We start from the raw sequence: 23,011 nt of genomic DNA on the forward strand, positions 1-23,011 counted from the left end.
CTTACTCAGGTATCTTACTTCCTCTATACATCAGAGGATTGGAAAATCTACCATATCTTTTTGCAATTTTTGATACAGATTCTTGCAATTTTGTCTGATTGGAGTCTGTGCTCTGGGACTCCTCATCTTTAAGTACAGCGTTCAACTTATCCACAGTGCGATTGATATCTACAAGTAGCATCCCTTCTGGAATCTTACTGGCTATGACTAGTAATAAAATATCAGGGCTACAGGTGGTTAAAATCATATAACCGTCTGTACCTTTAACCGAAATCTGCTCAATCCCCTCCCATTGGACTTCCTTACGGGTGCGGTGAGCCAAATAAATCATCGTTCCCGCCATAATCAATGCGGAATCATCATCCATCCCAATTGTTGTGATCGGCTTACCCTCAGAATTCACAAGTGCTGTACCCTGAAAGCCCATCGTGTTACTAGCAAATTTTTTTAAAATTGCCTTAATCTCATCTATATTCATAGCTCGCTATATGTCTGATTATGCTAGAGGATATCACTTTTTTGATGATAACCGAGCAAATTTTCGGACATTGATCGTCATAGCTTCTTGACATCCTCCCCGCGCTAACCTGGAGTACCAGGTATAGCCGGAGATTCCAAAGATTGCTCTTTATAGGCTACCAAGTCATTAGAGTGGACTACGCACCTTGCCTTTTTTACAGCAAAGTCTTTACACTGCTTACTTACCTTGAGGTGCTAGGCTATATTCGCCAGAAGCGGACTTATTATAATACCGCCTTGAGGAGTACCTTGTTCGGTACTGTGGAATATCTCGGCTTCTACGTATCCTGCTTTTAGCCACTATTTGATTAACTACTCTGTCGGGGATTGTTCCGATACGAAATAGAAGTGAACGAATGCGATCGCTTAGCTGGAGCATAGCGGCAGATCACTAGTGAGAATAGGATATGAATTAGGAGTGATCACTTCAAAACTCATAACTCCTAACTCATAGCTATTATTTCAATTACCAAGTTGGATCACTAAACAAATTTATCGTCAACTCTTCGCGTCTTGGCGGTACTGCTGTAATGCAAGCACGAATGGTATGTCCATCCTCAACTTCCACACTGCAAGCGTGACATGACCCCATCAGACACCCAGTGGGAATAAACACGCCTGCTCGGTCTGCTACATCGAGCAGAGGTTCTCCCACTTCAGCATCAATTGTAACATCATCTGGTAGGAAGCGGACGCGAACAGTCATGAAAACTACCCTCAAGGTAAATACGGTGTTAAGTCCAAATGGCGTTCAACTTCAGCAGCGATAGAGTCTAAAATATGCTCTCTTTGTTCCCGGTAATTGGCAACTCCTGTTGGCAAAGATTTTAAACCCCGCTGTTGACGTAGACGATTTAACCAAGCACGTCTCCAAGGACCATTGTCGAAGATACCGTGGAGATAAGTACCCCAGACCGATAAGCAATTATCCACCAAACCTAAATTAGCATCATCGAATAAAGTATGGTAATTTTCGGTTTCTGTGGGAGGAATTTCTATACGTGATCGCCCTTGATGAATTTCAAACCCGATTACGGGTAAGCCCATTTGTGGAAAATGCGAGTTAACTTGGCGTTGACGAGCGACTTTCTGTCCTGTGATCACAGTTTTTATCGGTAATAACCCTAGTCCTTGATATCTACCTGCTTGTCCTTCAAGTCCCTCTGGATCGGCTATCATTTGACCTAATATTTGGTAGCCGCCACAGATGCCTAAAACTGTGCCACCTGCTGCGGCATAATGTTGAATTGCTTCTGCCATACCGCTTTTTTGCAGCGATATCAAGTCAGGAATTGTTGTTTTTGTGCCAGGAATAATCAGTGCATCAGGATGTCCCAATTCTTGCTTGGGACTAATATATTTTACCCCAACACTAGGTTCTGATTCTAGTGGATCAAAGTCAGTAAAGTTAGAAATTCTCGGTAAGCGGATGACACTAATATTGAGTTCAGCTTGAAATTTTTGTACTCTTTGTTCCAAAAGATCGAGGGAATCTTCCGCAGGATATAACTCTTCTAAGTAAGGGATAACACCGATAACAGGAATACCAGTGCGTTCTTCCAACCATTTTATTCCTGGTTCTAGGAGCGATCGCTGTCCACGGAATTTATTAATCACAATACCGCGAATTAAAGCGCGTTCTTCTGGTTCGAGTAACTCCAAGGTTCCCACAACATGGGCGAAAGCACCTCCTCTGTCAATATCAACAACTAGTAGAGTTGATGCATTCAGGTATTTTGCTACCCGCATATTGGTTAAGTCTCGGTGCTTGATGTTAATCTCCGCAGGACTACCAGCACCTTCACAAACCAACAAATCAAATTCTGTACTCAGATGCTGTAGAGATTCTTCAATTGCCCGCCACCCTAGTTCAAAATATTGTTCGTAGTACTCTACAGCGCTAACTCTAGCCATAGGTTTTCCCTTGATAATGACTTGAGAAGTCATATCTCCTTGTGGTTTGAGTAAAATAGGATTCATTTCTATCCAAGGGACAACTCCCGCAGCCCAAGCTTGTACCGCCTGGGCGTAGCCAATTTCTCCACCATTAGCGGTCACATAAGCATTTAAAGCCATATTTTGACCTTTGAAGGGAGCCACTCGCCAGCCACGGCGCGATAGTATACGACAAATAGCTGCCGTTAACAGTGATTTCCCGGCGTGGGATGTTGTTCCCACTATCATAATTGCTTTCATTTCAAACCTCCAGGAGATCCCTGCTGAATTCGGTATATAAATGAGAACCGCTATATACTCTTAATTCTAAAAGGGTAACCTAAACCAACGAAGAACGGCATTGTATAGGTTGTCACTCCATGTAGAAGTCCGCCAAGATTTTGTTTGAAATTGTTCTACTATCTGACGACCAACAGGAGTGAGGCGGAAACTATCTGTAATTCCTTGACCATCTACTTCGCGCCGCAGAACACCCACTTGAATCAGCCACACAAGTGCATTATCTGCTACTAACTCGGAAAGAGAATGTTTAGTGTAGCCATTTTGCACACCAGTACTAGCAGTTATTTCACTTAATGCTACTCGACGGGAGCGCATTGTTTCAAACAAGCAAGGATTGAAGGGAGAACACACTAAGGCCCGTTCGGCTCGTTCTAGGGTACTGCGAGAATAGGTAAAGGTTTTCTGGTTTTGAGAATCAATACGAGGCATGTTGTAAATTTGAATACTTTTTAGCTAAGAAAGAGGGGAGTTGAATTTTTAATAAGCCCATGGGCTTGTATGGATGAATCTCACACCTCGAAGCTGTGGGTGCATCAAAAAATATTAGCAAATAGTTAACAATAGCATACACTATGCAAGTCAACACAGGCAGGTGCGTTAACATCCTATTAATGTAAATCACATTACACAAAGCTTATGGAACCAGATTCTCTACCAACTGAGGTGATTCTGACGCATTCACGTCAGTCCCTTGGAAGTATGAAACTTGATTGGGCACCACAACCTGGGAACTATGTTGACTTTGAAGGCAAAACATACGCAGTTTTAGAGCGCCGCCACCGTTATCAACTCAGGGCAGGGCGCTATCGTTTGCAAAAAATTGCTTTATACGTACAGTCCGCTATACGACCAAGTGAAAAAAGTCTTGTAGCAGGACGCTGGGTGATCGGCGATGCCACCTGCCGCTACAATGCTTGTTCAGAAATCATGCGCTGTGCGGTTAACCCAGATGGACCATGTGAAACATGCCGCTACTACGAGAGTGCGTAAGTGCTGAGTAAAGTAAAGGAAGTTGAGAAACAATCACTCATCACTCATGACTCAGCATTCCCAAATACCTCTGTGACTGCTAAACGCGAACCATTAACAAAATCCCATCCTGACTGAGGACGTTTGCCAGCACTTTGAATTTCTCGCAAGAGCAATAAGCCTTCTCCAGTTTGGACAATTGCTCCCATCCCCTTGATGATGCTTACAACTTCCCCTGGACTACCCGAAGCAGTTGACAAATTAGGTAATTGATGGTTTAAGTCTTGGAGTTCTGCTGGTAGTTCATAACCATCAGCATCATCAAGGGGAGCAGTGGCAGTAATTTTCAATGGTTGGTTGCGGAAGATAGTGGTACAGTCTGGATAAAACCCTCTGGTTTGATTGTGTAATTGTATAGCACTCTTTGACCAATCTAATTGATAATCCTCTTTTTTAATCAAAGGCGCATAAGTCGCTTGAGAATTATCTTGAGCAATTGGCTGAATTTCCTGAAGTTCCAGCTTGCACAAAGTCTCTACCAACAAATCTGCACCCATAACTGCAAGTTTTTCTGCCAAATCATGAGCATTATTTAGCAGTTCTATCGGTGTTGTCGCTTTGAGAAGCATTGCACCAGTATCCATTCCTGCATCCATTAACATTGTGGTGATACCGGTTTGAGTCTCGCCGTTATACAAACACCACTGAATCGGAGCAGCACCTCGATACTTGGGTAAAATTGAGCCATGCACATTAACACAACCCAATTTAGGCATATCTAAAATTTCTTGAGAGAGAATTTGCCCATAAGCAACGACGACAAACACATCAGCGTCTGAGTTTTTGAGTTTCGTTAAAGTTTCAATGTCTTTTTTCACCCGCGGAGGTTGCCATACAGGGACATTAGCAGAGGTGGCGACAGCTTTTACTGGTGAGGGTATCAGTTGATTTCCACGTCCCCGACGTTTATCAGGCTGTGTTACAACTGCCAAGACATCAAATTCTGGATGATTCAGTAGTTTTTCCAGAGTTGGTACAGCAAAACTAGGAGTGCCAAAGAATACGATTTTCATCAGTCATCAGTTATTAGGAGGCAGTGCTCGAAAGCGGGTTCAGTCAGGCTACAGGACATGTGCGCCTTTGCGGCTGTGCCGACGTTAAAGCACAAGCGCCTCACCTGCCGTTCATGATTGAGCCACTGCGTTATATCGTACTCGAACTGACTTGATCTCCTGTTTTTTCCTAGAGCTGTTAAGATAATTCCTCAAGCGTTGTATTTTTTTGATCTTCGATCATTTTTGCGATCAGCCTTTATGCTTTAATGGGTCAATTAACATTTGTGTATCCCTATCCCAAAAGTATTGGGGAATTCTCTAAGATGTTGTACAAGCGATTTACGGAGCGGGTTTATCAGTCGTCCTAATTTGTTGGTTTTGTTAAACCTCTTAAGAACCGCCTGAGTGATGGTTTCCAATTTTTTGGTTTACTACCGTTCCGAAAAATCCTGTACGCAGAACGGGTACTACTAATGACTCAGTTTTGTAAAAGTATGCGAAATTTGAGTAAACTATATCGTTAAAACTGCTAGTTCCTTGTTATACATATTAATGATAGCTTGCTCTATTGCTGCATTCCTGTCTGCTCCTCACACAGCAACCGCCCTCTAGGAAGTCAACAAATGCTTAAACATCTTATGCTGTCTGGATGGTTCCGTGCGCAACCATTCGTTAAGTACCTCGTTTTTGTGATGCTGATCGCGCCCTTGACGGCAGCATCAGAGGACATGACTTCGGCACAACAAATACAAGGCGCTAAAGTACCTTCTGTAACAACACAGCCAGACTCTGTAGCAGTTCACTCCCAGTTAAAGGCAACGGCTGCGGTTGATCAAGCTAATTTCATTTCAGTACCAAAAGCAGCGCCAATCAACTCCCTGACAGAAAAATCTGACTCTATACCAAAGTCTGTAAGTGCGGTTTCCCAACCGCAAACACAAATAGATGAACAAACAAATAAAATTGATGCTTTAACTGTTAAAGATAGTTCTGAGTCAGTTCAGATGCCGGTGGATAATGATTCATTGGCACCAGTTGAGCTAGCGCCACTACCACAAGAATCTGAGTCGGCATCAAACGAGATGGCAGCTAGTCAACAAAATTTAGTGCAACGATTGAAAGCCTCTAAAGTTATAGCGTTGGCAACGAACAATGTCTCTGCATCTGGGGAAGTGCCTGCTGCTAAAACATTGGAAACAGTTAAAATTGATCCTTTCAAAAAAGGACAACAAAAGTCAACAGCAGTGCCTGTTGTAGAACAATCACGACAACAAGCTCAAGCCGCACAGCAAGATCCTATAGGAAGTCCCCATCCTATTCCTTGGGCTTGGATACAGGCGACTCAAGATGCTATTAGTTCTAGAGGTGCTTCTGGAGTGCGTTACTACCGCAGTATGCCTGTTATTTCTGCAGATGGTAGATATGCTATGTACAGCCGTGTACAACTGGAAGTCCGACCACAAATGTACAATAGCCGCGTGAATAGTGTTCTGTTTGTAGAAGATAGGCAAACTAAGAACTTGCGAGTGGTTAGCTCAACTGCTCCGATTAATGATCCCCTATTAAAGGTTCAGGTTTCCTCAGCAAGTGATTCACAAGGAACTATTGCGGTATTGGTTCCTGTTAGCTGGTCACAGAAAGGCGATCGCTTTTTAGCACGCAAGCTTGAAGGAGCGATGAACACTTCTGATGTCACAGATTATGCAGTCATATGGGATCGGGAACAAAATCGTTCTGAGAGTGTCACTCCTTCACAAGAACAATATAAACACGATATCGCTGTGTTGTTAGGTTGGAGTAAAACTCACCCTGACCAAGTGGTATTTCGTGCCGGCGAATTAGGTGAAGAACAATGGTCCTTGGTGACAGTTGCTTACGATGGCAAAACTACATCTGCTACAACTACAGAGCAGCCAGTTATCTATGGTCAAAGGATAACAGACGTCTGGGCTGGTCCACAAGTCGCCTACAGGTAGATCATATTTGTCCAGTTGCCCATAACTAAGACTAACACAGAAAAAATCAAACCTTTAATTTAGCGACTGAGTGAAAATATTCGCGTTCAAGAGTAATAATTCAATCACTTCAGTCGCTTAACTAGTTTTTACAAATTGGAATCTGAGCCTGAAAAAGAGCAGAAATCTAAAATAGAAAATCTCTACTTTTCTAGGCTCAATCTTCAAAAATGATAGAAAAGTCAAGAAGCCGGTGGATAAAACTTCTGCATTTTGTTTGCCTATTTAATAGGCACCTGTCTTGTTCAGAACAACTAGAACAGTTTTGAACAAAATTTTCACATCTAGCCAGATTGACCAATTTTCAATGTAAGAGAGATCTAATTTCACCGCGTCTTCAAAGTTATCAATATTGGAACGTCCAGAAACCTGCCACCATCCAGTAATACCGGGCAACACTTCTTGACGGATAAAATGTCCTGTTTGGAATTTATCTACATCTCTTAGAGGAAGAGGACGCGGACCGACCAAACTCATTTGTCCAAGTAAAACATTTAAAAGTTGGGGCAATTCATCTAGACTATAACGGCGCAGAAATTTACCAACTTTTGTGATCCGAGGATCATCCTTCATCTTAAACAGGACACCATCTTTGATTTCATTGTTTGTTTCTAAGGCTTTTTGCATCTTTTCCGCATCGGTTACCATTGTGCGGAACTTACAAATTTGAAACTTCTTACAATGTAGACCAATTCGATCCTGCCTGAACAAGATTGGTCCTGGAGAATCGAGCTTAATCAGCAGAGCAATTAACGCAAAAACAGGTGAGAGTATTAGTAACAAAATAATGGAACAACAAAGGTCAAAAGACCGCTTCACCCAAAAATCACTGCCTGCAATAATGGGTGCTGGAATACTCATACAAGGGACTCCACCTATGACCCATAATACGGATTTAGGATGGAAAGCAGTGGTTTGTGTAGGGAGTATTCTCAGGGTAATACCAGCTGTGTAAAAATGCCAGCAAATAAACAAACGATTTTTAATGGCATTCCAAGAAACAAAAACCTCTACTATTCCTTGATTGCGAAGATATTCAAAGGTTTGTTCTCTGTTAAGTCTGTCGAGACACTTAGAGTTAGAAGTACCCTGTACAATATAGCACTGTTCTTGTTGTATTAACTTAATATGACTCTCTTGTTCTTGTTTATCTGAAATCAGAAAAACGGGATAACAAATAGCTTTTTTCTTGCGAAGAAGTGTAGTGGTAATATCAAAGAGATAACGCCCGATACAAATGAAGGCAACAGATAAAAACCACAAGATTATAAAAAAGGTTCGAGAAAAATAACTCCCGGATTCGTAGAAAAGATCAATCAGCAAGAGGAACATTTGTGACAAAGATACTGCTTTAATCAGATTATAATAGTTACGACGATCAATGCCTCCTTTATAAAGTCCTTGAGCTGCAATAATTCCTATTTCAATAGTTAAAACTAGCGGTAGTTGAGATATATTGTGTGTCCAATGAAATACTAATTTAGTCCCAAAAGATACGGAAAACTTCCATGCAATGATTAGGGAAATAACATCCAAAAAGATAAGTATTAAGACCCGCAAAAGTCGGATAGCTAATCCTCTCTGTATCCTTGTACCTTTGGGTGAACGTATATCGGGTTTTAAATTTACTTTTGATTCACTTCTGGAAGCCACAATTCGTATCCCTCCTTATATTTGTGCCGTTATGGCGATTGTTATTCGAGTCGAATACATTTGGTGTATGCAACCATAGGCTCTTACCGTTAAAGGCAAGAGTGATTCTTAATAAATCTGATCGAGAATTGAAATTAACGCTTTGGAGCTTTGTCAAACGCTCTTGCCATAGCATTCCATGCCAATTTAGGTTTGAGATTAAAATCGAAAGGTAAAGGTCGTAATGGCGCTCTGTCTGAGCGAGGAAACCTCGAAAGCCAGGTGTCGCTATCAGTAAATCCCCAACTTATGACAGCAATGACAGCTGGTTCATTTAGAACAACAGAAAGATAGTCTTCGTAGACACTTGCAACCATGCGATCGCGGACATCTATATCTTTAGGCAAGTCATTATCTGCTACATCTAGCTCAGTAATCAGAATTTTTAGACCAAGACTGGCAACATCACGTAGAAAAGCTCTCAGTTTTTTTGGATTGAATGGTTTATCTGCAAACAAGTGAGCTTGTATGCCTAAGGCTTGAACAGGTGTACCTTTAGACTTCAAAGTTTCTAGCAATTTCAGTGTAGCGATTCTTCTTGCTTCATGCTCGGGTATATCATGATCCAATAAAGCATCGTTATATACCAACAGCGCCTTGGGATCAGCATCTCTAGCAGTGCGAAAGGCAATGTCGATATAATCTGGACCCAAAAACTTTAGCCAAGGTGTGTTTTGTAAATTATCAGGTCGTCCGTGTTTCGGCTCAATTGCCTCGTTTACCACATCCCATGAGTGAATTCGTCCAGCATACCGTTTAACAATTGTTGAAACATGGTTTGTTAGAATGTTCTCAATTTCTTTAGAAGTCGTTTTTTGGTCTTGAAATTTACTAGTTAACCAATCAGGAATGACTTGATGCCAAACTAAAGGATGTCCCCGGAAAAGCATCCCATGTTCAGACGCAAATTGGGCAAAAGAATCAGTATCATGAAAGTTAAAATGATTGATACTAGGTCGAGTTACACCCCAATAAAACCCCCCTACTAGAAGACCGCACTCCCGAATGAAAGCAGACTGTAACTGCTTATTTTTGGATAAATTTTCGTAACCAAAAGACGGAAATGCTCCATAGATTAATCCTTTAAGAGCAGCCCGTTTGCGTAAAGAAGTATTACCGACCACAGAAAAACGTCTCTTTGGGCTATATGGAGCTTTAACTTGATTGTAGTTCTTGAATCTATTGGCACAAGCAAAAGGAACCGTGCTTGTTAAAGTTCCTAATCCTAGTAGAAGTTCACGCCGTTTGATCAAAAATCGCATTTTGATTAATTGTTAGTACATTAACTCTGCTAACAACATTTTCACACTTTTACCAGCCACTGACCAGTTAAGACGAGACTGATATTCATGAAATGAGGATAATGCTAGTTGTTTGTACCTTGAGTACTCAACAAATAAATTAGAAATGTAGTCACAATATTCTTTAATACTGGCTTCTTTAGAAAAGGTTTTACCGTTCACATTATCTTTGATAATTGTTCCAATTCCACCAACATTCGTTGCAAGACAAGGAACACCAAATGAGTTTGCTTCACAAAACACTACTCCAAAGCACTCTGCTTTAGAAGGCACAATAAGGAAATGTGCAGTAGATAAGAGTGAATCAAGCTGCTTTCTACCCTCCACAGTAGATTTGCTAATAAAATCAAATACTTTAACATAACTGGGTAGCTGTTGATCAACAATAGGTAGACAGCCTACAACTGACAACTCTGTACTTAAACCTGACTGATTTAATTGTCTGGCCACTTCAAGAGCAACATCGCCACCCTTTCTATACCAATCAACACCTAAGAAGACTAGATTACATTGATTTGAGGGTCTTGAATCTATAAGTGCTTTAATATCATCAAGAGTTTGCTCTGATTCTATGTTGGCACCGAAGGGGACAATTTTTACCTTTGCTGGGTCAATTTGATAGTTATCAATCGCTGTTTTAGCAGCCCATTCTGATGAATAGATTGCTAATTGACATCGTTCGAGAGCAGATCTTTCTGCAGCGTGACCGCTTTGAATAGTTTCTTGGCACAAATTACTGAATTGCGGATAAAAATCAACCATGCCTGCGAAGGTGGCATCGGTCCAAAAGGCAATTGGTTGATTGCAATCAAGATAGGAGATGGGAATGGTTCCTTCGCTGAATACAATGTCACAATTAAGCTGAGATAACTTGCTAGCAACCTGCTTTGCATAATGCTTCAAAATGAACGGTTCTCTATCTCGTAAGTATCTCTTTTTAGGGAAGGCACGGTATGCAAGTTGCTTTCCTTGAAATAATAAAACATTTTTCTGTTTTAAACAACAGATGTAATCAACCTTAGCGTCTTGTTGGCGTAGTGTCTGCACCATATGGTAAACAGTCCCCGACCACGCTTTAATATTGGTAGCATCATGCCTGGTTACATAAGCTAGTTTCATTGCTTTTGTGTGTTTATAATAAGTGTGCTATTGGACTCGTATTTGATTTTTAACGAAGCTAGGTACACTTTTTTTGCTTCTTAAGCGTTAAGCGTCTCTACTTTGTCAATTCACCCTTCGGGTTTGCCCTATGGCTAACGCCACGCCTTACGGCTATCGGGTTCGCAGTCGCCTCTGTCGGGAAACCCTCATCAAGCACTGGTCTCACCAAATAAAACCGGATTCCTATATCAGATCGTCGTTTTGTAATGACGCTGCATAATGACTATCATGAAGAGTTAATCTAGGGAATTTGTTTCAAACAGTCTCCAGCCGAACTTGCTTGCTAGCCATTGCATCACAAAAAACAGCAAAAATCGTGGATTGTGCTTAAAGTAACGTTTCCATAAACGTTTTGGTTCCATGATCAGCCTAAAGAGCCACTCCATACCCCTTTTCTGCATCCAGCTAGGGGCTTGCTTAACACGGCCTGAATGAAAATCGAAGGCGGCACCGACACCAAGGGTGACGGCAGGAATCCGGTTTTTGTGAGCTGCCATCCACAATTCTTGTCTAGGACAACCGATGCCCACAAATAAAATTCGTGCGCCTGACTCTACAATTTGCTGGGTGTAGGCATCATCTTCTTCGGGTGTTAACGGGCGAAAAGGTGGGGAAATTTTACAGGCAATTTGAAGGTCTGGAAAACGCTGATGCAAAAATTTTACAAATGCACCTAAGCTTTCTGATGTTCCACCATAAAGCCCAATTGGTATACCAGCTTTTGCTGCAGCTTCGCATACGTACAGCGTCAGGGTAGGGCCGTAGACTCGGGAGGCATTTTTGACACCAAGCGCAGTCAAAGCCCAAACTAAGGGCATACCATCGGGTGTTACTAGGGCAGCACTGTTAACTACACTCGCAAATGCAGGATTGTCGTAAACTTCCATAGTCATGTGGACGTTAGCGACACAGATGTAGCAACTTTTTCTCGCTTGGGCCCAGTCCAAAATCCGCTGTGTAGCGTCTTCGTAACTGGTAATGTCCACTCGCATGCCCACTATATAGCGGTGCTTAAGAAGATTCCGTTGACGATTTGTGAGCTTCATGTAGTATTATCTCCGTGTCAAGACGCACATTACGCATACTGAAGTTGCTAAAAAAGGTACGGGTTCAGAACAGATGAATCTGCCTGAACCCGCTATAATTGCAACACGCATATTTAATTTCAAGATAAGTTTGATCACGTTTGCTAGGTCATCATTAACTCACCTCTTACAGTTGACAACTCGGTTATAAATATCCATCAACATCTGATAATTTCTTTGTGCCGTGTACTTCGCTTCAAACTCAGCTCTAGCTTCTCGCCGCATATGAGTGAGCTTTCCTGGATTCGCTAAAATCGACTCCACCTTGGCTATTAAATCATCCGCATCACCAGGACGGAAGTAAAACCCAGTTCTGCCAGGATCTACAACCTCTGCTATTGCACCGATATTTGCAGCGAGCACAGGAGTACCTTTAGCAAAAGCCTCGATAGCTACAAGACCAAAGGTTTCATACCATTCTGACGGAAAGACTAAAAACATGGCTTCACCCATCAAAGAATGCACTTCTTGTGTCGATCTACGTCCAAGGTATTCCACTTGGGAAAGTTTATTAGCTGCTTGTTTTACTTGATCGGCTAACGGGCCATCCCCCACAATCTTCAAAGGAATTTGTGTGTCAAGTTTTTCCCAAGCTTTTATAAGTGTTTTTATTCCTTTTTCAGGCGACAGGCGACCGACAAAGAGCGCATATTTACCTTTTCCATGACCTTCACCAGGGTCAGGATAGATAAAATTTGGTTTGACAGTAAGCTTTGATGGAGGCAAGTTTGCTTGAATAAATTTATTGCGGGCAAACTCTGTAATGGTGATGTATTGGTCTACATTGTTTTCCCAGGTTTGTAGAAATCGATGTACAAATTGCATCGTTGCAACGACACTTGCCGCTGTTTTACTATCCCGATAACAACCGTGATAAATACCAGGCCAAGGAAAAGATTTTCCAAGGCAGTCTTCACACACCTTGCCCTCTCGAAAGAAATAGGAATTGAGGCAAAATAAACGATAGTTATGCAGTGTTTGTACCACTGGTATACCTACCTCCTGACAGGCATAGTGAACCGAAGGCGACAACAGTGGGAAAAAGTTATGTATATGCACAACATCAGGTTGAAACCTGGCAATTTCTGCAAGTACTAACTGTTTTGATGAGAGGGAATAAATGGCACTGACAGCTGCCTTAAATTTTTCTAAAGAACTCGTAATATTGTCATTATTGACTTCCAGTAAAGCTATAGTGTGACCATTTGCCTCTAAAAGGGCTTTTTCTGTTTGCATGGTGACATCTTCGCCACCACCAATTTGATAGCGATTATGTAAAATTAAGATGCGCACGATTGTCTGACTCCTGTATTTTAATCAACAGCTTGATGTTGCCATTGATTAAAGTAATAACCTTTCATTCCTTTGAGAAGGTAACGCTTTCCACGTGCCATTAATTTCAACATTTCTCGTAAATACGCTCGTGCAGATGAGGGTACTTTTTGCAATAATTCATCATGACGAAGTAAAGCCATCTCTTGTTCATTAATTTGTTTCTGTAATGCAACTACAGATTTGTTTTCTGTGTGCCATCTAAAATCTGCTAGATAAGAATGAACGTGAATGAATTTATATCTTTTTAAAGCTAATCTCAGAAAAAATTCGTAATCCATCGCATATTGAAAAGAATCATCTAAAAAGTTTCCTTCATCAAATATCCTTCGTTTAAAGAATGTAGAAGTACTGGGTATATATAAAACATGAAGATATTTCAGTATGAAATAGTCAAAATCGATTTCTCTTCGGGATTGAAAAACATCTCCCTTTTCATTTATCCAACGATAGTCTCCATAAGCAATATCACTTTGCGGAGCTTCTGCGAAGCAGTTTGCTATCTTTTGAAAGCATCCAGGAAGATATTTGTCGTCTGCATTGAGCCAACCGACTATGTCACCTGTCGCCATACTAAAGCCTTTGTTAAGAGCGTCACTTTGACCCTTATCACGCTCAGATTTCCAAATCAGATGATCATATTTTTTGAGATGTTCAATAGTTTTATCTGTTGAACAATTATCTAAAATGATATGTTCAAAGTTGGGATAATTTTGTTCTTTTACGCTTTGGATGGCAAAATCTATATAATTACCTTGATTAAAAGAGGGGGTAATTATTGATATTTTGGGATACATTTTGATGACTCCTGATCAAATAGCTTAATGGAGGGTTGATGAAAACGATGTTTTGAAAATAAAAACTACAAATAAATTTATTTGTAGTTTTCACTACCAAGACACTTATCTTTTTTGGTTTGCTCTACTTAAGAGTTCTGTGTACATCGATAGATACCGTTGAGCTTGGATTTGCATAGTAAATTCTTGTTCTGCTTTCTCACGAGCATGATGACAAAGTTTTTGATATCGCTCTGTGTTTTCTAAAACCCAAGTAATTCCGTAGCTCAAATCTTCTATCTTGTAAGGTTGAGCTAAATAACCATTTTTCTGGTGCTCAATCATATCAGGCATACCACCAATATGAAAAGCAATACAGGGGGTACCACAAGCAATAGCTTCCATTACAGTGTTGGGCAAGTTATCCTCAATTGAAGGTGCAATGAAAACATCTGCTGCCGAATAAACTAAAGACAATGAAACATCATCTGCTAATTTCCCTGTGTAATGAGTGCGAAAGCCTAGGTCAATCTGATTATCAGATTGTGAAGACCCAAATATAACTAGTTCTAATCTGTCTTGCCAAACAGATTTACTTAAATCTTGCAGTGCTGCTTGTAATAAAGTAAATCCTTTTCTCTTATGCTGTGTTGCATTAACTGCTCCAAAAACAATAAGTTGCTTATCTTGAGGTAGATTGAGTAACTCCCTTGCTATATGTTTATTGACTGGCTTGTATTTGTTAGTATCAAGACCATTAGGAATGACTTCTACTCGTGTATTTCGGAAAATAGAACTGGCTTGAGCACATTTAGCAAGCCATGAGCTAGGAGAGACAAGTGTAATATCAGCTTCTTGCCAAGCTCTAGCTTTACGTTGCCATTGCCAGCGAGATAAATCTCTTTGTTTTTGACTATTAAGTTGGGGACAAGCGCCACAAGAATTCATGTAGCGATCGCAGTTCTGGCTATAATGACAGCCTCCCGTAAATGCCCACATATCATGAAGAGTCCAGACTATAGGCTTATTTAGCTTTGCAATGGTTTCAACCTCTAAATAACCATTACTAATCCAGTGCAGATTTAGGATATCAGGATTGAGTTGTTTAACTTGAGGACAGACTCTATCTGGAAGCCAAGATAAATAATAGTCAGTCAGTTCTCGCTGGGGATAAAAATTTAGCAGCAGTCTACTTAAAGATGGTCTAAGCTTGGCAATTCCCTTTTCTAACTTAGTGTGTTGAGCAATAACTGTTTTATCATCAGTATTTTTGGCTTGTACTAAAAGTTGGGAATTGATGCCTATACTGTGTAAACCTTGATGAAGTCGATATACAGCCCGACCAGCTCCTCCACTATCGTAAGTACTCATCTGTAAAACTTTCATATATCAATTTCCTCTTTGATCTAAATAATCCCTATTTTTTACCTTTGTAGACAAATTTAAAGCATTTTACTTTTTCAAAAATATTTAAAAAGGATCGAAAAAATGGATTTTTTTAATTAGTAGGGATAGAATTTTTGTATTTACTGAGTAAAGCTGTCATTTTTAAGCTACTAATTAAGATTCCAATTATAAACAAAATATCCCATCCTGCTTCAATGTAAGCATTAGAAATAAAGGCCCAAATACAATATCCGATAACACAACAAAATAATGTTTTCCCAAAAAGTGAAATTTCCTGGTCTTGAAAGATTGATAACTGAAAAGATTCTTTCAAGAGAGTAAGGAGAAATCCTAAGTATATAGAAAATCCAACTATTCCCCACGACACATAAGTCCAAACATATACATTATGTGAGGGAATAACTTCAAATGCGTTCTCTTCACCAGCACCTCTAACAATTCCATTGATACGACAAACATATTCCCAACCACGGGAGCCAAAACCAAAAAGAGGTGAATTTTCATATGTGTAATTACTAGTAGGAGTCCATACTCTCTCTACACGAAATCCCCAAGTTCCTTCACCCTCAGACTCCTTAGAAAAAGAAGATTCAGCAAAGCTAACAACATACAAATTGTATATCAAAATAAAAATAATAAGAAATGGAGCAAGTCTCGTAAAGTTTTTGATAGAAAAAGTAAAATGAAACAAAAATAAAAGAATTGGAAAAGTGATAAATAGCGCCGTTCTTGTTCCATTTATAAACAAAAGCGGAGGAAGATAAAGTAATAAGGCAACCTTTAATATTAGCCCTTTTAGACCTGATTTTTGTTTAATATAAAACAAGGCAAGCGGAAATAAAGTAATTAAGCTATTAGCATCTTCGTTCGCAGAAGCAAATAGACCGAAAATGTCCTTTTCCTGAGTACCATAGGAGGCAATGATACTAGATAAACTCTGAGATGAACGCTGAATCACTATTGGATACTGAACAATAGTTGCTAGAAAGACTAATAGTAATGTAATGAACAAAATTTTTCTAATTAAATGGGTTGTTTGACTGTTTAAGCTTAATACTGTAGATAGATACAGCAGAGACCAGAAAATATACTTTGTACAACCAGAAAGATGAGTTGGTACAGCTGCTGGAGGAATTGCTACGATTTGGAACAAAAAAAGTATAGGAAGTAGTAGCAATGGCCAGCCCATACTAACTGCGAATCTTATTCTCTTCTCGTCAACTTTTCTTAATTGCTCAATTAAAATAAGGACTAAAAGTGGAAGAAAAACTAGTCTTGTTGCTCCAATAACACCTAAATTAAGTTGAGGAAGCGATAAGATCAGATCACTCACTGCTAAAAATGTAGGAATGTAAAATATTTTAATTTTCATTTTTTATAAACATAATACATTTTTAAGCATTTTAGTTAATATTAATCCAGTTGATATCAAGTATTTATATATATTTTTTTTACCTTGAACGAATTCATTTTTACTTCCAAAAAATCTATCTTTACAGCCATTCTCATATTAATAGACTACAAATCATAGGATCGGCATTGCCCACCTTACATAAAACCGCTGTATAAAACACTTTTTACACTTTTATCCCAAAGGTTAGTTGGCTTTTATGATTTTTTTAATCCTCTGTTTAATAACTTGGAGTAAAGTTTGCTTAAACAGCGTTTTTTGTGTGAAATTATCTGCGTTTACATTGCTAACCATGAAGGGTGGATGCTTCAGAGGAAATTGCATTGCCTCTATAGGCATATTGATGTAAGGGCTTACTTTTTTAGAAGTGAAATGAGTCGATTCTAGACCAAAGCCAATATTAGAAATTAAATTTGTCTTGGGAATAATACCTAGACTACTCTGTATCCAGCAGGCAAATGTCCATTGAAAATCCCAAATTCCATCTGAAGGGTTTTCAAAAACAGACTGAAAAAGATTACTCCAATATTTGACTGCCTTATAGTCTCTTAAAATATCGTTCAGATAACCTTCCGCTTGAATCTGTGGCCAAAGCTTCATATCAATATCAAAGTGCTGCCAAGCACGTCTCCAGCTTGCCCAACCCCAGCAGTGGTTATAAATAGAAAAGTAGTAACTATCATTCGTTCGTCTATGCCCAAACTGATAATTTGACCCGGAAATTGAAGCGACTCGGGAATCATATCTATATTTATCAAGTAATTCTTCACAAAATGGGAAAAATGTAGGATGAGGTACGCAATCGTCCTCTAAAATAATTGCCTCTTCAACATTGCTAAAAACCCAATTAATACCACTGGATACACGTTTGCCACAGCCCAAGTTGGTATCAGAGTAGTTTTTGATGACTTCGCAATTCCAATCAACTCGCTCTATAATTGCACGAGTGGCTTCGCACTTTTCTGCCTCACCAGGACGTTCGGGACGGGCTGCGTCTGCGATCACAAAAAGTTTTGGTGGTTTAGCTTGGCGAATTGCTTCAAATACTTTTTCAGTTGTATGAGGTCTTTTGAAGATGATAAATGCTACTGGAGTTTGCATATAGAATTTTTCTTAAATATGATGATTATTTCGACAGTTATTAAATAAAGCTATAGTCTTCACAATCAAATATCTTAAGTAGGTCAACTTAATTAAACGTAAAATGTCATTACGAGCGTAACGGAGTGAAGCGCAAAGCGCACGCTAAGAGCGTTCGCGCAGGCTGTCCCCTTGGGACTCAGTAATCGCCAAAACTCTATCTTACGTTTTTCAATGTTGACCTACTTAATAATTACCAACTAGTTATATAAGACATAAAAGGCTTAGCTTTCTTAGCGAAGTCAAATTCTTCTGCAAAACAAAATCTAGCATTGTTAGAGAAAAAACTGTAATTGTTTAATATCCGTTCGATAGCTAATTGAATCTCAACAGGATCAGAAGGATTTTGGATAACAACGCCAATTTTGTATTTTTCAACCAGAGTAGATAGAGATTCCAAATTATTGACTAGTACAGGTTTTCCATATTTTAAATAAAAAGACAACTTTCCTGAGGCTTTAGCAATTTGACCAAAATTGTGATTTATATTTTTATAAAATGCCAATCCAATAGTTGCAGAATCAAATACTTCATTGAGCCTTTCAAAAGGCAGGGGTTGTAACGATAGAAAAAGGTTATGAGAGTTTGTTTCTCTCAATGACTTTATGTAGGGTTCTTTTACATCCCTTTTTTCTTTTTCGTGGAGAACTAATGCACTTCCATTGTTGATAAACCTAAAAGCAGAAGCTAATTCTTGAGAAAAAACTTCATCACATATCATTCCAGCTTGAATTATGATATATGGAAAATCTTTATCACTCAATTTCAAGATATTTCTCAAGTAATTACTATCAGTGAAATTTTGATTGACATCATCACAAGACATAGTCGAATTAGGCAGGTAAAAGACCTTACTATGATGATAGTTATTAAACTCTCCAAGACTTTTAAATCTGTCCTCGTCTTGAATAATAACACACTCAGCTTTTCGATATGCCAAGCATTCCAACCACTTGATAATTCTAGCTAGCTTTCCAAAGTACTTGGGAGGATAAATTTCTAAAGAAAGATATGCAAACTTTCGCTTGAAAAAATAGAAATTTAGCAAAGATGCAATTGAACCATTTGCATCAACACCAATAATAATACTGTTCTTGGGTAAGATAAAGTCATAGTTTTTGAATGTATAAAAAGTCGATTGTAATAGAAATAAAAATAACTCTATTACTCTTACTAACATTCCTAGTTTAATAATGCCAAGAAATGTATAAATTTTATTGATTGCAGGTATGTCATATCCCTTTGGAAAATAAACAGCGACTGTCCGTTCATTGGGTATTTTGAACGTTGATAAGTTATGTTTGGTAGAATAGAGAAAGACACGGTACCCTTGCTCGCTAAGAGAGTTAACTAAGCTAATGATAGTTGGAGCAATACTTATATGTCCTTCATAAAAAAATATGCAGCACGATCTATTCATGGTTTATATTCCTCTTATCCACGAATGACAAAGTAAACGCCCCAAGTGTCAAACCCTGGTTCTCGATTGGTCATCCACTCCTGATATTCGAGTATTGTCATCTGAAATTTCTGCGACACCAATTCGATTTCTGGCTTAAACAGATAACGCATTCGGTGAGTTTCTTGAAGCTCATTAACCGAATTGCTGTTTTTGTCCTTAATAAAGACTTGGTAATTGACATCTACTAAATTTTCATTTGCATGCACTACTGGTTCTGCAATTCTGGTAACTAGTATTTCCTCATCTTCTAGACGTTTGACTCTAACTCTAGGACGTTCAGTTAACACTGCAGGTCCATACCATATATCAAAAACAAAAATTCCGCCTGGCTTTAAATGTTCCTTTACAGTAGTAAAAGCTGCCAGTAAATCCTCATTCGTAATTTGGTAGCTGATGACATGAAAAAGAGAGAGGATGACATCAAATGTCTGATTCAGCCTGAGGTGACGAATATCTCCATGAGTAAATTTCAGTTGAGAAGCTAATTCTGGATGAAGTTGGGAGAGGCGGCTGTCAGCTTTTTGTAACATTTCTTGACTCAAATCCACCCCATGAATTTGGTACCCTTCCTTTGCTAGGAGAACTGCATGATTTCCAGTACCACAGCCTAACTCTAGAATATTCTGTGCATTTGGTGCATGAGTTTGAATTAACTGTTGAATAAACTTCGTTTCTCCAACATAATCCTTGTCTCGGTAGAGAATATCATAGTAACGGGCATAGTTGTTAAAAATACTCATAATAATCAAGCCTTTAGTTTGAAGTACAATCCGTGATAAAAGGGAACTGACTTCTCTGGATCATATGGAATGATGATACAAGAGTCATTTCTATCTTCCCAAATATCAACTAATTCATAGCCTATTTTACTAAATTGCTCTATAAATTCTATTTGATTAAACACGTATTGTGGGTAGAAGACCTTACCTCCATTTTGTAAAGTTACATACTGATTACCATTGTATAACGGTAAACGATTGAGTAACAAATGCTTAGGCTTGTGATACAGAGAAAGCGAGCTTGCCAAGTTCTCTACATATTGAATTGCACCAGAAGAAATAAAAATTTCTTTACCCTTAACATCTTTCAAATCAACTGTGAACTCTAAATTTTCAACAGAACGTTTCTTTGCTAGAGTTATACCATGATTTACTATTGCCGGTACATCACAAACCATCCATGTTAAATCTTTTGGATACTCTATGTACTTTGCGTAAGAATAAAAATGAATACCAACATTGCCACCAAAATCAAAAATTGTTTTGCCTTGATTATGATGAAAAATCGAACTTAACCAGAAAATTATTGGATAATCATAGGAAGCAATAACACCACCACTATTCTCCCAGTTATTATCCTCTAGCATTTGCTGGTATTCTTGAGCAAGTTCTGCACTATCATACCCAATACTTTTTGTCTGAGGTGCTGATTCTATGGCTTCTTCAAATGTCTGAAAGACGCCAGAAAAACAGCCGTAGCAATCTCTAGCAAACCGATGCTTATACTGCTTTTCTTGAAAGAATCGGTAAATCGGTTTAGCAAATGGAATTTGCTTGATAATCTTCTTCATTTCAAAATATCCTTAACTGCCAGTGCGACCTGTGTCATTTGTTCATCTGTAAGTGCGACTCCGCTAGGAATATAGAAACCTCGACGAGCGATGTTTTCTGCCACTGGGCAAGATTCTTCTTCAAACAATCCCATCTTTCTGAACACAGGTTGTTCATGCATACACCAAAAGAAAGGACGAGTACCAATCTTGTGCGCAGCAAGATACTGCATCGCTTCTTGAGCGTCAAACGCTACATTGTCTTTTAAAACTAGACCGTACACCCAGTATATATTTGTTGCATATGTAGCGCGCGGCAACGGTAACTGTACGTCAGGGATATTCGCCAGTAACTCTGTGTAAATTTGTCCCATCCGTCGCTTACGTGCTACAAACTCATCCAAACGCTCTAACTGAGCAACTCCAATCGCTGCTTGTAAGTTAGTCATTCGCATATTCCAACCCAACTCTTCATGCACAAAGCGTTTTTGAGGTTGAAAGCACAAATTGCGTAAAGAACGGCAACGTTCTGCCAACTTCTCATCATTAGTCAGCAGCATTCCCCCCTCGCCTGTGGTTATGTGCTTGTTAGGGTAAAAACTGAAGGTACTGATAGTGCCTAAGCTACCACAAGGGCGTCCTTTATAAGTTTGACCGTGCATTTCGGCAGCATCTTCTATAATATGCAGCCCATACTTGTCGGCTAAGTCCGACACTTGATCCATATCTACAGGTAGCCCATAGATATGAACAACCATAATGGCTTTTGTCCTGGCTGTAATTTTGTCCTCAATCTGGTTAACATCCATATTCCAGGTGTGCGGATCACAATCTACAACTACCGGTACAGCACCAGCACGGACAATCGCAGCCGCACAAGAAATAATCGTGAATGTGGGGAGAATGACTTCATCTCCAGAGCCAATTCCTAATGCTGCAACTGCTGCATCAAGAGCAACAGAACCATTGCAGACAGCTATTCCATATTTGCATCCCACACTGGCAGCAAATTGTTCTTCAAATTGTTTAACAAACGGTCCTTCAGAAGAAATCCAACCAGTTTCAATACACTCAAATAAGTATTTATTTTCGTTTCCGTTTAGCAGTGGTTCGTTGACTGGAATTGGCTTCATGGCTTACTCAACTCCAGTATCTTAGCTTCCTGTGCTGAAATGCCCACAAACCGGGTTTTATCCCGGTCTCCCAAATAGGGACCTTGTTTAACCTCAATCATCTCAATTTCTTCAAGCACCTCAAAACCATGGCCACCTGTGACTAGAAGAATAACATCACCGCTTTCTAACATTCGGCTTTCTAGATACTTCTGTTGGTCGTTGTAAAAGTCAACACGCAACTTACCTCTTTTAATAAAGAGAACCTCTTGAGTATAAAGCACTTCACGAGGTACGGGATTATGGACGTGAGGCTGAATAATTTTTCCCTTTGGATGACGCATATATGCTAATTGCTGGGAAAGTTCGTTGGGTGTGAAGAAGTGAATCCCTGGTTTGTCAAATTTATTGGAAATAATCACAGCAAGTAACTGATCGTGGTAGATGATTTGTTCCATCATGATTCATTAAAGTTGAGTATCGGTAATTGATAATACCACTACCGTTATCTAAAAAGACAGCTTAATGTCGATCTTTACGCATTGTTCAAAAATTGCAAAAGCATATGCTCAAACCCTTATTTATCATCAGTGGAATTAAGTTTTTTGCTCTCAACAGAATTTATGACATATTAGCTATAATCTTTTTCACAAACATGCCTTAGATTGTTCGATTTAAATAAAGTCGAGCTAGGAGTTCTGGCTTTTGATAAGCAGTAGTCTAAAGCATTAATACTCTCTATCAAGTAGTTAGTCTTGAGAATTAATTGCAGTTTTTTAGTTTGTAG

General features: G+C 39.3%; 21 protein-coding genes. 2 read left to right on the forward strand and 19 right to left on the reverse strand.

Annotated elements, in window-relative coordinates:
* Position 1 precedes the first annotated feature (1 nt).
* From DP114_RS00065 to DP114_RS00080, 4 genes are all read right to left on the reverse strand, one after another.
* Positions 2 to 478, reverse strand: coding sequence for a roadblock/LC7 domain-containing protein (locus tag DP114_RS00065; protein WP_169263679.1), 477 nt, complete (start codon positions 476 to 478; stop codon positions 2 to 4).
* 507 nt (positions 479 to 985) lie between these two features.
* Positions 986 to 1,225: a 2Fe-2S iron-sulfur cluster-binding protein gene (locus DP114_RS00070; protein ID WP_169263680.1), complete on the reverse strand. Its 240-nt coding sequence runs from the start codon at positions 1,223 to 1,225 to the stop codon at positions 986 to 988.
* Between the two features lie 11 nt (positions 1,226 to 1,236).
* Positions 1,237 to 2,715, reverse strand: a complete 1,479-nt coding sequence (cobQ, locus tag DP114_RS00075) for a cobyric acid synthase CobQ (RefSeq protein ID WP_169263681.1) — start codon at positions 2,713 to 2,715, stop codon at positions 1,237 to 1,239.
* 66 nt (positions 2,716 to 2,781) lie between these two features.
* On the reverse strand, positions 2,782 to 3,186 hold the full coding sequence (locus tag DP114_RS00080; RefSeq protein WP_169263682.1) for an Npun_F0494 family protein: 405 nt from the start codon (positions 3,184 to 3,186) through the stop codon (positions 2,782 to 2,784).
* A 207-nt stretch (positions 3,187 to 3,393) separates the two neighbouring features.
* On the opposite strand from DP114_RS00080, the gene DP114_RS00085 reads away from it, so the two are divergent.
* A complete protein-coding gene (locus DP114_RS00085) occupies positions 3,394 to 3,747 on the forward strand; it encodes a DUF6464 family protein (protein WP_169263683.1) in 354 nt (117 codons plus the stop codon).
* A gap of 44 nt (positions 3,748 to 3,791) precedes the next feature.
* On the opposite strand, the gene fmt is transcribed toward DP114_RS00085, so the two are convergent.
* A complete protein-coding gene (fmt, locus tag DP114_RS00090) occupies positions 3,792 to 4,799 on the reverse strand; it encodes a methionyl-tRNA formyltransferase (protein ID WP_171975138.1) in 1,008 nt (335 codons plus the stop codon).
* 605 nt (positions 4,800 to 5,404) lie between these two features.
* On the opposite strand from fmt, the gene DP114_RS00095 reads away from it, so the two are divergent.
* On the forward strand, positions 5,405 to 6,757 hold the full coding sequence (locus DP114_RS00095) for a hypothetical protein (RefSeq protein ID WP_169263685.1): 1,353 nt from the start codon (positions 5,405 to 5,407) through the stop codon (positions 6,755 to 6,757).
* A gap of 264 nt (positions 6,758 to 7,021) precedes the next feature.
* Here the strand turns inward: DP114_RS00095 and DP114_RS00100 are convergent, their stop codons facing one another.
* The 14 genes from DP114_RS00100 to DP114_RS00165 form a co-directional block, all read right to left on the reverse strand.
* Positions 7,022 to 8,449, reverse strand: coding sequence for a sugar transferase (locus DP114_RS00100; protein WP_171975139.1), 1,428 nt, complete (start codon positions 8,447 to 8,449; stop codon positions 7,022 to 7,024).
* 134 nt (positions 8,450 to 8,583) lie between these two features.
* Positions 8,584 to 9,750 (reverse strand): endo-1,4-beta-xylanase, encoded by a 1,167-nt coding sequence (locus DP114_RS00105; RefSeq protein WP_169263687.1) that lies wholly within the window; start codon positions 9,748 to 9,750, stop codon positions 8,584 to 8,586.
* 12 nt (positions 9,751 to 9,762) lie between these two features.
* Positions 9,763 to 10,908, reverse strand: a complete 1,146-nt coding sequence (locus DP114_RS00110) for a glycosyltransferase family 4 protein (RefSeq protein ID WP_169263688.1) — start codon at positions 10,906 to 10,908, stop codon at positions 9,763 to 9,765.
* A 278-nt stretch (positions 10,909 to 11,186) separates the two neighbouring features.
* Positions 11,187 to 11,996 (reverse strand): WecB/TagA/CpsF family glycosyltransferase, encoded by an 810-nt coding sequence (locus DP114_RS00115; protein WP_169263689.1) that lies wholly within the window; start codon positions 11,994 to 11,996, stop codon positions 11,187 to 11,189.
* Between the two features lie 159 nt (positions 11,997 to 12,155).
* Positions 12,156 to 13,328: a glycosyltransferase family 4 protein gene (locus DP114_RS00120; RefSeq protein ID WP_171975140.1), complete on the reverse strand. Its 1,173-nt coding sequence runs from the start codon at positions 13,326 to 13,328 to the stop codon at positions 12,156 to 12,158.
* A 20-nt stretch (positions 13,329 to 13,348) separates the two neighbouring features.
* A complete protein-coding gene (locus DP114_RS00125) occupies positions 13,349 to 14,164 on the reverse strand; it encodes a glycosyltransferase family 2 protein (RefSeq protein WP_171975141.1) in 816 nt (271 codons plus the stop codon).
* Positions 14,165 to 14,269: 105 nt separating this feature from the next.
* A complete protein-coding gene (locus DP114_RS00130; protein WP_171975142.1) occupies positions 14,270 to 15,529 on the reverse strand; it encodes a glycosyltransferase family 4 protein in 1,260 nt (419 codons plus the stop codon).
* Between the two features lie 112 nt (positions 15,530 to 15,641).
* The gene (locus tag DP114_RS00135; RefSeq protein ID WP_169263693.1) at positions 15,642 to 16,922 is read right to left on the reverse strand and encodes an O-antigen ligase family protein; all 1,281 of its coding nucleotides are present in this window, start codon (positions 16,920 to 16,922) and stop codon (positions 15,642 to 15,644) included.
* Between the two features lie 225 nt (positions 16,923 to 17,147).
* Positions 17,148 to 18,062 carry a glycosyltransferase family 2 protein gene (locus DP114_RS00140; RefSeq protein ID WP_171975143.1) on the reverse strand — a complete coding sequence of 305 codons (915 nt, stop codon included), beginning with the start codon at positions 18,060 to 18,062 and terminating at the stop codon, positions 17,148 to 17,150.
* 232 nt (positions 18,063 to 18,294) lie between these two features.
* Entirely contained in the window at positions 18,295 to 19,521 is a 1,227-nt protein-coding gene (locus DP114_RS00145) for a glycosyltransferase family protein (protein ID WP_171975144.1), read from the reverse strand.
* Positions 19,522 to 19,535: 14 nt separating this feature from the next.
* Positions 19,536 to 20,303: a class I SAM-dependent DNA methyltransferase gene (locus tag DP114_RS00150; RefSeq protein WP_169263696.1), complete on the reverse strand. Its 768-nt coding sequence runs from the start codon at positions 20,301 to 20,303 to the stop codon at positions 19,536 to 19,538.
* A gap of 5 nt (positions 20,304 to 20,308) precedes the next feature.
* Positions 20,309 to 21,133, reverse strand: a complete 825-nt coding sequence (locus tag DP114_RS00155) for a methyltransferase, TIGR04325 family (protein ID WP_171975145.1) — start codon at positions 21,131 to 21,133, stop codon at positions 20,309 to 20,311.
* Positions 21,130 to 22,245, reverse strand: a complete 1,116-nt coding sequence (locus DP114_RS00160; RefSeq protein WP_171975146.1) for a DegT/DnrJ/EryC1/StrS family aminotransferase — start codon at positions 22,243 to 22,245, stop codon at positions 21,130 to 21,132. The genes DP114_RS00155 and DP114_RS00160 overlap by 4 nt, the downstream gene beginning before the upstream one ends.
* Complete coding sequence (locus DP114_RS00165; protein WP_171975147.1) at positions 22,242 to 22,685, reverse strand: cupin domain-containing protein; 444 nt, start codon at positions 22,683 to 22,685, stop codon at positions 22,242 to 22,244. Before DP114_RS00165 ends, DP114_RS00160 begins: the two co-directional genes overlap by 4 nt.
* Positions 22,686 to 23,011 lie beyond the last annotated feature (326 nt).

This window comes from Brasilonema sennae CENA114, from assembly GCF_006968745.1.
In the GTDB taxonomy this organism is placed as follows: Bacteria; Cyanobacteriota; Cyanobacteriia; order Cyanobacteriales; family Nostocaceae; genus Brasilonema; species Brasilonema sennae.

Coding starts and splice junctions, on each gene's coding strand:
- DP114_RS00065 (WP_169263679.1), bottom strand. CDS start 478: ATGAATATAGATGAGATTAAGGCAATTTTAAAAAAATTTGCTAGTAAC.
- DP114_RS00070 (WP_169263680.1), bottom strand. CDS start 1,225: ATGACTGTTCGCGTCCGCTTCCTACCAGATGATGTTACAATTGATGCT.
- cobQ (WP_169263681.1), bottom strand. CDS start 2,715: ATGAAAGCAATTATGATAGTGGGAACAACATCCCACGCCGGGAAATCA.
- DP114_RS00080 (WP_169263682.1), bottom strand. CDS start 3,186: ATGCCTCGTATTGATTCTCAAAACCAGAAAACCTTTACCTATTCTCGC.
- DP114_RS00085 (WP_169263683.1), top strand. CDS start 3,394: ATGGAACCAGATTCTCTACCAACTGAGGTGATTCTGACGCATTCACGT.
- fmt (WP_171975138.1), bottom strand. CDS start 4,799: ATGAAAATCGTATTCTTTGGCACTCCTAGTTTTGCTGTACCAACTCTG.
- DP114_RS00095 (WP_169263685.1), top strand. CDS start 5,405: ATGCTTAAACATCTTATGCTGTCTGGATGGTTCCGTGCGCAACCATTC.
- DP114_RS00105 (WP_169263687.1), bottom strand. CDS start 9,750: ATGCGATTTTTGATCAAACGGCGTGAACTTCTACTAGGATTAGGAACT.
- DP114_RS00110 (WP_169263688.1), bottom strand. CDS start 10,908: ATGAAACTAGCTTATGTAACCAGGCATGATGCTACCAATATTAAAGCG.
- DP114_RS00115 (WP_169263689.1), bottom strand. CDS start 11,996: ATGAAGCTCACAAATCGTCAACGGAATCTTCTTAAGCACCGCTATATA.
- DP114_RS00125 (WP_171975141.1), bottom strand. CDS start 14,164: ATGTATCCCAAAATATCAATAATTACCCCCTCTTTTAATCAAGGTAAT.
- DP114_RS00130 (WP_171975142.1), bottom strand. CDS start 15,529: ATGAAAGTTTTACAGATGAGTACTTACGATAGTGGAGGAGCTGGTCGG.
- DP114_RS00135 (WP_169263693.1), bottom strand. CDS start 16,922: ATGAAAATTAAAATATTTTACATTCCTACATTTTTAGCAGTGAGTGAT.
- DP114_RS00140 (WP_171975143.1), bottom strand. CDS start 18,062: ATGCAAACTCCAGTAGCATTTATCATCTTCAAAAGACCTCATACAACT.
- DP114_RS00145 (WP_171975144.1), bottom strand. CDS start 19,521: ATGAATAGATCGTGCTGCATATTTTTTTATGAAGGACATATAAGTATT.
- DP114_RS00150 (WP_169263696.1), bottom strand. CDS start 20,303: ATGAGTATTTTTAACAACTATGCCCGTTACTATGATATTCTCTACCGA.
- DP114_RS00155 (WP_171975145.1), bottom strand. CDS start 21,133: ATGAAGAAGATTATCAAGCAAATTCCATTTGCTAAACCGATTTACCGA.
- DP114_RS00160 (WP_171975146.1), bottom strand. CDS start 22,245: ATGAAGCCAATTCCAGTCAACGAACCACTGCTAAACGGAAACGAAAAT.
- DP114_RS00165 (WP_171975147.1), bottom strand. CDS start 22,685: ATGATGGAACAAATCATCTACCACGATCAGTTACTTGCTGTGATTATT.